This is a genomic window from Solemya elarraichensis gill symbiont, from assembly GCF_002021095.1.
Classification (GTDB): domain Bacteria; phylum Pseudomonadota; class Gammaproteobacteria; order Chromatiales; family Chromatiaceae.
This window is the reverse complement of the sequence record NZ_MPRK01000090.1, coordinates 1-6675: the sequence shown is the minus strand read 5'-3', so window position 1 is coordinate 6675 and position 6675 is coordinate 1. Positions and strand designations below refer to the sequence as shown.

General features: G+C 53.4%; 4 protein-coding genes and 2 pseudogenes. 2 read left to right on the top strand and 4 right to left on the bottom strand.

Going from position 1 to position 6675, the window contains the following annotated elements; genetic code table 11:
- A partial coding sequence (locus tag BOW51_RS05935; protein WP_135568090.1) for an efflux RND transporter permease subunit occupies window positions 1–1965 on the top strand: 1965 nt, incomplete at its 5' end.
- A 3-nt stretch (window positions 1966–1968) separates the two neighbouring features.
- Here BOW51_RS05935 and ggt read toward each other — a convergent pair.
- The 4 genes and pseudogenes from ggt to BOW51_RS05915 form a co-directional block, all read right to left on the bottom strand.
- Window positions 1969–3672, bottom strand: a pseudogene (ggt, locus tag BOW51_RS05930) (gamma-glutamyltransferase).
- Window positions 3672–4892, bottom strand: coding sequence for a D-alanyl-D-alanine carboxypeptidase (locus BOW51_RS05925; protein ID WP_078476895.1), 1221 nt, complete (start codon window positions 4890–4892; stop codon window positions 3672–3674). The pseudogene ggt and the gene BOW51_RS05925 overlap by 1 nt, the downstream one beginning before the upstream one ends.
- A complete protein-coding gene (gene ubiA / locus BOW51_RS05920; protein ID WP_078476894.1) occupies window positions 4892–5764 on the bottom strand; it encodes a 4-hydroxybenzoate octaprenyltransferase in 873 nt (290 codons plus the stop codon). Before ubiA ends, BOW51_RS05925 begins: the two co-directional genes overlap by 1 nt.
- Complete coding sequence (locus BOW51_RS05915; protein ID WP_078476893.1) at window positions 5761–6315, bottom strand: chorismate--pyruvate lyase family protein; 555 nt, start codon at window positions 6313–6315, stop codon at window positions 5761–5763. Before BOW51_RS05915 ends, ubiA begins: the two co-directional genes overlap by 4 nt.
- Before the next feature lie 137 nt (window positions 6316–6452).
- Between BOW51_RS05915 and BOW51_RS05910 the strand changes: the two are divergent.
- Window positions 6453–6675, top strand: a pseudogene (locus BOW51_RS05910) (hypothetical protein); the annotation flags it as partial.

Below are 6675 nucleotides of genomic sequence, written 5' to 3'. Positions count from 1 at the left end.
TTCTCAATCGGTATTCTTGTCGATGATGCCATCGTGGTTGTAGAGAATATCCACCGTCATCTTGCGATGGGAGCAGAGAACCTGCTGGAAGCGATTCCAAAGGCTGTCGATGAAGTCGGTGGGCCAACCATACTGGCCACCTTCACAGTTATCGCCGCACTGCTGCCGATGACATTTGTCAGCGGCCTCATGGGCCCCTACATGTCGCCGATTCCAATCAATGCCTCGATGGGGATGCTGATCTCACTGGCTGTTGCTTTTATTATTACCCCCTGGTCTGTTAACAAGGTGCTGGGTAACAGTCATCACGCGCATGCTGTTACCGACGAGTCACAGGAACACAAACTGACGCCCTTCTTTACACGAATCATGTCGCCCTTTCTGGATGACTCCCGCGGTCGTGCAAACCGCTGGAAACTGCTGATAGCCATCCTGCTACTGATCGCAGCATCTATCTCGCTGGGCTTCTTCAAGCTCGTCGTACTGAAAATGCTGCCATTCGACAATAAGTCCGAGTTTCAGATTGTTCTGGATATGCCTGAAGGCACAGCACTTGAGCAGACCACGCGTGTTCTCAGTGAAATAGGTGACTATATCGCCACAGTACCCGAGGTCACCAATTACCAGGTCTATGCGGGCACTGCATCACCGATAGGTTTCAATGGACTGGTGCGCCAATACTATCTCAGGGAGGGTGCTCATCTTGGTGACATCCAAATCAATCTTGTCGACAAGGGCGAGCGTGATCGAAAAAGCCATGAGATAGCGCGTTCAGTTCGTGAGCCCGTACAGGCAATCGCACGTCAATATTACGGCAATGCAAAAATTGTCGAAGTACCGCCCGGACCACCGGTGATGTCACCACTGGTTGCCGAAATTTACGGCGTCGACTATGCCGGGCAGATCAGGACCACCAAGGATGTACGCGCTCATTTTGAGTCAACTGCAGATATTGTCGATGTCGACGATATGATCGAGACACCATCGGAAAAACGCATCATCATTATCGATCGTGCCAAGGCTGCTCGCCTCGGTATTGCGCAGAGCAGTGTTGCTGCAGCACTCGCAACCGCACTTGATGGTGAAGATGTGACTTATATGCACGGTGCCAACCTCAAGTACCCTGTACCTATCCGGCTCGAATACAACGAGGCTGACAAGGCCAACCTTGACGAGGTGATGTCGCTGAAAGTCCGCAGCCAGAGTGGTGCGCTGGTGCCCATTTCCGAAATCACTACAGTTGTCAGCGGTGCTCGTGAGTTCACCATCTACCACAAGGATCTGCTGCCGGTCGTCTATGTTACTGGTGATATGGCGGGTGACCTGGACAGTCCGCTTTACGGCCTGTTTGATATCGCCGGAATAATTGATGAGCATGACGAGTTTGAACAGTGGTACCTGACACAGCCGGACAACCCCTATAACTACAGTCTCAAGTGGGATGGGGAGTGGCAGGTTACCTATGAAACTTTCCGCGATATGGGCGCTGCCTATGCTGTTGGCCTGGTGCTGATCTACCTGCTTGTGGTCGCACAGTTCCGTTCCTACCTGGTGCCTCTGGTCATCATGGCCCCGATACCTCTGACCATTATCGGCATCATGCCGGGGCACGTGATTGCACAGGCACAGTTCACTGCGACCTCAATGATCGGCATGATTGCATTGGCCGGTATCATCGTGCGCAACTCGATTCTGCTGGTTGATTTCATCAATCAGCAGGTACGGGAAGGTGAGGATTTCAGGAAAGCCGTGATCAATGCAGCCGCAGTACGTACGCAACCAATCGTACTGACTGCAGTTGCAGCCATGGCTGGTGGATTCTTCATTCTGGATGACCCGATCTTCTCAGGCCTTGCCGTGTCGCTGATCTTCGGCCTGCTGGCCTCGACCATACTCACGCTAGTGGTGATACCGGTCGTCTACTTCGCAGCGATGCAGAACAAGTTGCAGCGTCTACGGGCCTGATTGTTAACGTACGCCGGCGATCCCGCCAACACGCGGGTCGCTGGCAGCGCTGACTTCTCCTGTCAGCTTGTCGAGCGTCACCACCTGCATGTTGCCGTAGACCGGATTATCTTCACCATAGGAGCCCATGCGCTCGGCAAATTGATGCCCCATTATGCCGAGTTCCCAGTGCGCATCCTCGCTGATCGCATCCTCTTCGTAGGTAATGGAATCGGGCAGGTACTGGTGATGAAAACGCGGCTTGCTGACGATGGCATGCGCATCAGCGCCATTCATGAACTCCAGCGCTCCAAGCAACACCATGGTGATAATCCGGCTACCATCTGGCGTACCCAGTATCGCCAGTCGCTGATCATTCTCTACGAAAGCTGGCGACATGCTCGACAGTGGACGCTTGCCGGGTGCGCTGGCGTTCGCTTCAGCACCGACCAGTCCGTAGGCGTTGGGTGAACCTGGCAAGGCGGAAAAATCATCCATCTCATCATTCAGCAGGATACCGGTTCCCGCTGCAACGTAACCAGACCCGAATGGATAGTTAATGCTGAGAGTAGCGGCAACGCGGTTACCCTCTTTGTCGAGTATGGAAAAGTGTGTTGTATCACGCCCCTTTGCATTCTCGGCTGATGCAGCAGGCAGAAAATCACTGGGTGTTGCTATCTCTTCATTGATCCACTCTTTTCGCAGCGAGGCTGCATGACTCTTGTGTATCAACTTGCCAACAGGCACCTCAACAAAATCAGAATCGCCCAGGTACTCGGCTCGGTCACGGTAGGCCAGACGCATCGCTTCGACAATCAGGTGTGTACGCATAACCTCATCCATGCTGTAGAGGTCATAGGGCTCGAGAATATTGAACATTGTTGCCAGTGCCACTCCCCCGGATGAAGGAGGAGCTACAGTGGTAACTTTCCAGCCCCTGTAATCAAAACGGATCGCCTCTCGCTCAATGACACGGTAATTTGTCAGATCCCGCAGGCGCCAGATGCCACCATTGCGGCGTACCTCTCTAACCAGGGCATTGGCGATCCTGCCACTGTAAAAACCCTCTCTGCCCTGCTCCGCCAGTGCACCAAGCGTCTGCGCCAAATCGCGCTGGATTACCAGGTGACCAAGCGCCGGAACCTCCTTGTTGTGCAGAAATATTCTTGCGCTCTCACTGTCGCGTACCCGCAGTTTGAGGCGCATCGATGCCATGCGTTGATAGTGGGCATCAACCTCGAATCCCGCTTTCGCAAAAGCGATTGCGGGAGCAAGTGTCTGCTTCAGCGGTAACTTTCCCTACTCCTGTGCAAGCCTCGCAAGGGCCGCAGGGACACCAGGAATTCCAGCCGATAATGGCCCTTCCAACGAGTCAGATGTCGGCTTGCCATCTGCACCCAGGTACATGTCACGTGTCGCATCGAGTGGTGCAGTCTCACGCGCATCCAGCATCACCTGGTGATCATCACTTGCCCTGTGCAAGAGGTAAAAACCACCCCCGCCAAGCCCGGATGAATAGGGTTCGACAACCGCCAGTACCGCGGTCACAGCCACTGCTGCATCAAAGGCATTGCCGCCATCACGAAGAATCTGCAGGCCCGTAGCTGTTGCATAGGGATGTGCCGAAGCGACGGCTACCGAGTTAACAATAACAGGTGATGCAACAGGCTCTTCAGCAAAGACACCATTGCTTACCAGCAGAAGAAACAACAATAGAAGCAAACGCATTAACAATCCTTTCCGCACAGCGCTGTGGGAAGACGATGACGAGTAGAGAGCGCCTCAGCGACGCGTACCCTGAAATAATAATCTGACGGCTGATTAATCAACAGGCTGAAAGGCTGCCAGCTTCCGTCACGTTTTAGAAAGCCCGCATAACAGCTGATGCCACGCAATGTACCTGTTTTTGCCAATACCTTGCCTTTGTGGTTGGGCAGTAATTCACGATATGGCGAAAACGCCTTGACCACTTCCAGCAACTGCCTCGCACTGAGGTGGTTTTCACGTGATAGTCCGGCCCCCTCAACCACCGCGAACTTCTTCCAGCTAAAACGCTTCCTGATCCATTTTTGCATGCGTTGCTGTGCTTTCTTCATATCCAGCGGACCCTTGTCACCAGCCATTAGCAGGAAGAGTGAATTGGCACTAAAGTTGCTCGAATGCTCCATCATTGCAGCCACCACCTTGCTCAGGTTTCGGCTATTTTTGTGAGTATAAATCGGCTTGAGTCCGCGTGGAACCTGTCCGGCGGAGAGACTGTTTTTAACGGAGACTCCGGCAAGACGCAACTTGGCCGCCAGCAATTCTGCGAAATAGCGCGGCCCGTTCTCCTCGCTAACGAGATTGACGCGCCCGCGGCTCTTCTTTTTCGCATATCGCCTGGCAACACTTTTCCCCAGCGCTGTCATGGGCGTTTGCGGTTCTGCCGAAACGATTTTATTTGCTGCCTTCTTGTAGCTTACGGTATTGAAATTGGCCGCAAGTGAAGAGATTGGCGCATCGTAGGGATTATCGCTGCTTGAGCGTCCGCCAATCTGCAGATTGTTGTCGAAAAGCGTTGCATCCGTAGTAATGCCATCAAGCTTGTTAACACCCTCTTCCTGCAATGCTGTAACAATCAGATCGAGTTCTTCGGAAACCAGGAAGGGATCACCACCGCCCCTAACCCAGAGAACATCATCCTGAAGGTAAAAGCGGGTTTCGAAACGATGCTCCTTACCCCAGTGTTCAAGCGCTGCAAGTGCGGTCAGAAGTTTCAGCGTCGAGGCTGGAATCATCTGTCGACCGGCCTGTTTACTGGCAACTGTTTTACCATTCTCTTCGAGCAACAGGCTCGCATTCGGCATGGCCGCAAGTCTGACCAGCGGATCTTGCTGGGCAGCCTGCAACGGCTGGCATAACAAGAGCAGCAGTACAGGAAGGAGAAGATGTGAAAACAGGGACAACATCAGGAGCCTGCAAGATAGTCCAGAAACAGACCGGCAAAGACAATCGCACCGAACCAATTGTTATTCAAAAAGGCCTGGAAACAGGCTTTTGGTTCGCGCTCGCGTATCAGCCACTGCTGGTAGAAAAACAGGATTGTCGCCACCGAAATGCCGGCAACATAAAACACATCGCGCCCGGTAATGAGACCGACCCACATCAACAGGATAATCATCAGGCCCTGTAGCACACCGATTATCAGGCGGTCGTACTCGCCAAACAGGATTGCACTCGACTTGAGGCCGATCTTGAGGTCATCTTCACGATCAGCCATCGCATACATGGTGTCGTAGATCAGCGCCCACAAAACAGTTGCAAGGAAGAGCAGCCAGGCTGCCAGCGGAATCTCCTCTCGCAAGGCCATGTAGGCCATCGGAATCGCCCAGCCAAAAGCAATGCCAAGCACCAGTTGCGGAAGGTTGGTATAGCGCTTCATGAAAGGGTAAACAGCTGCCGTTACAACTGCAGCAAAGGAGAGCAGTATGGTTCCGGCGTTGAGAAACAACACCAGGAAGAAAGCCGCCAGTGAAAGGAGTGCAAATACCTTCAGCGCCTCATCCGGTGTAATTTTACCTGCCGCCAATGGCCGCTGTTTTGTACGCTCCACATGGCCGTCAAAATCACGATCAGCGTAATCGTTGATTGCACAACCGGCCGAGCGCATCAGGACGGTTCCTGCAACAAAAATCACAACCACGAACCAGTGCGGCGAACCCTCACCCGCAAACCACAGCGCCCACAGTGCAGGCCATAGCAGTAACAATATACCGATTGGGCGGTTAATCCTGACCAGTTCGCCATACAGTACCAGCTTGTCGCGGATTTCAGGATTCATGCCTTTTCACTCACGATCGTGGGAAGAAATATTTCGTGTACCAACAGCGGCTGGTCTGCATAACGGAAACGCGTTCTGCGCCCCCAAAGCACATCGGCCGATTCAGCAAGCGCCTGGTTAGCGCGCCGGAAAAGACGATTGTTATTACGCAACTCGGCCACCTCGAATAGCTCCCTCTGTGTCGACCTGTCATTAAAAAGGACAGCACCGAGTGGACGATTGCCCAGCACAGTCAGTCCGCGAACCCGTCCCTTCATGCTGCTGACAGGGATTACCGTCCTGGCAAATACCAGCGGCGTTGAATCACACCACAGCTCTACCTCGCGCACAAGTCCGCGTTCACCCATCGCCATCATCAACACTTGGCGCTCTGATTCAAGCGGCCGCGTCCATTCCTGGTTCAACAGGCGTACATGAAAGCGTCCGCTACAATAATCTGTCAGTCGTTGCGTCAGCGAGCCCGGGTCGCGCAGCCATGCCTCGACATTCTCAGGCACTGATCTCAGGTGCAGACGCCTCATTGGCATCCACACAGCTTCACGTTTGCTCATTTATCAAACAGTCCGGGCAGTCATCGCGATATTCATGCGTACATCTTATCGCACTACGGCAATAGCAGACACTTGAAAGCAACTGGCGCACAACATGGTAAAATCCCACCAGAATCCTAATTTGAAGGCTGATAACCATGTTTAACCTGCTGAGACTGCTGCTCCTCGTCATAATCGCTCTGGCTGTCGTGATTTACCTGCGACCCGACCTGCTCGAACAGGTAGGAATCACACTCCCGCAACAACAATCGACACCGCAGCCCACAGCACCGCCGGTTTCTGAAACCGAGCCGGCACCAGCTCCTGTTCAAGCCCCTGCCCCCGTGGCCCAGGCTGCAGAGACAGAATCACCTCGTGAAG

What these genes read in the sequence shown, in the direction of transcription:
- ubiA (WP_078476894.1), bottom strand. Translation starts at nt 5,764, where the DNA reads ATGAATCCTGAAATCCGCGACAAGCTGGTACTGTATGGCGAACTGGTC.
- BOW51_RS05925 (WP_078476895.1), bottom strand. Translation starts at nt 4,892, where the DNA reads ATGTTGTCCCTGTTTTCACATCTTCTCCTTCCTGTACTGCTGCTCTTG.
- BOW51_RS05915 (WP_078476893.1), bottom strand. Translation starts at nt 6,315, where the DNA reads ATGAGCAAACGTGAAGCTGTGTGGATGCCAATGAGGCGTCTGCACCTG.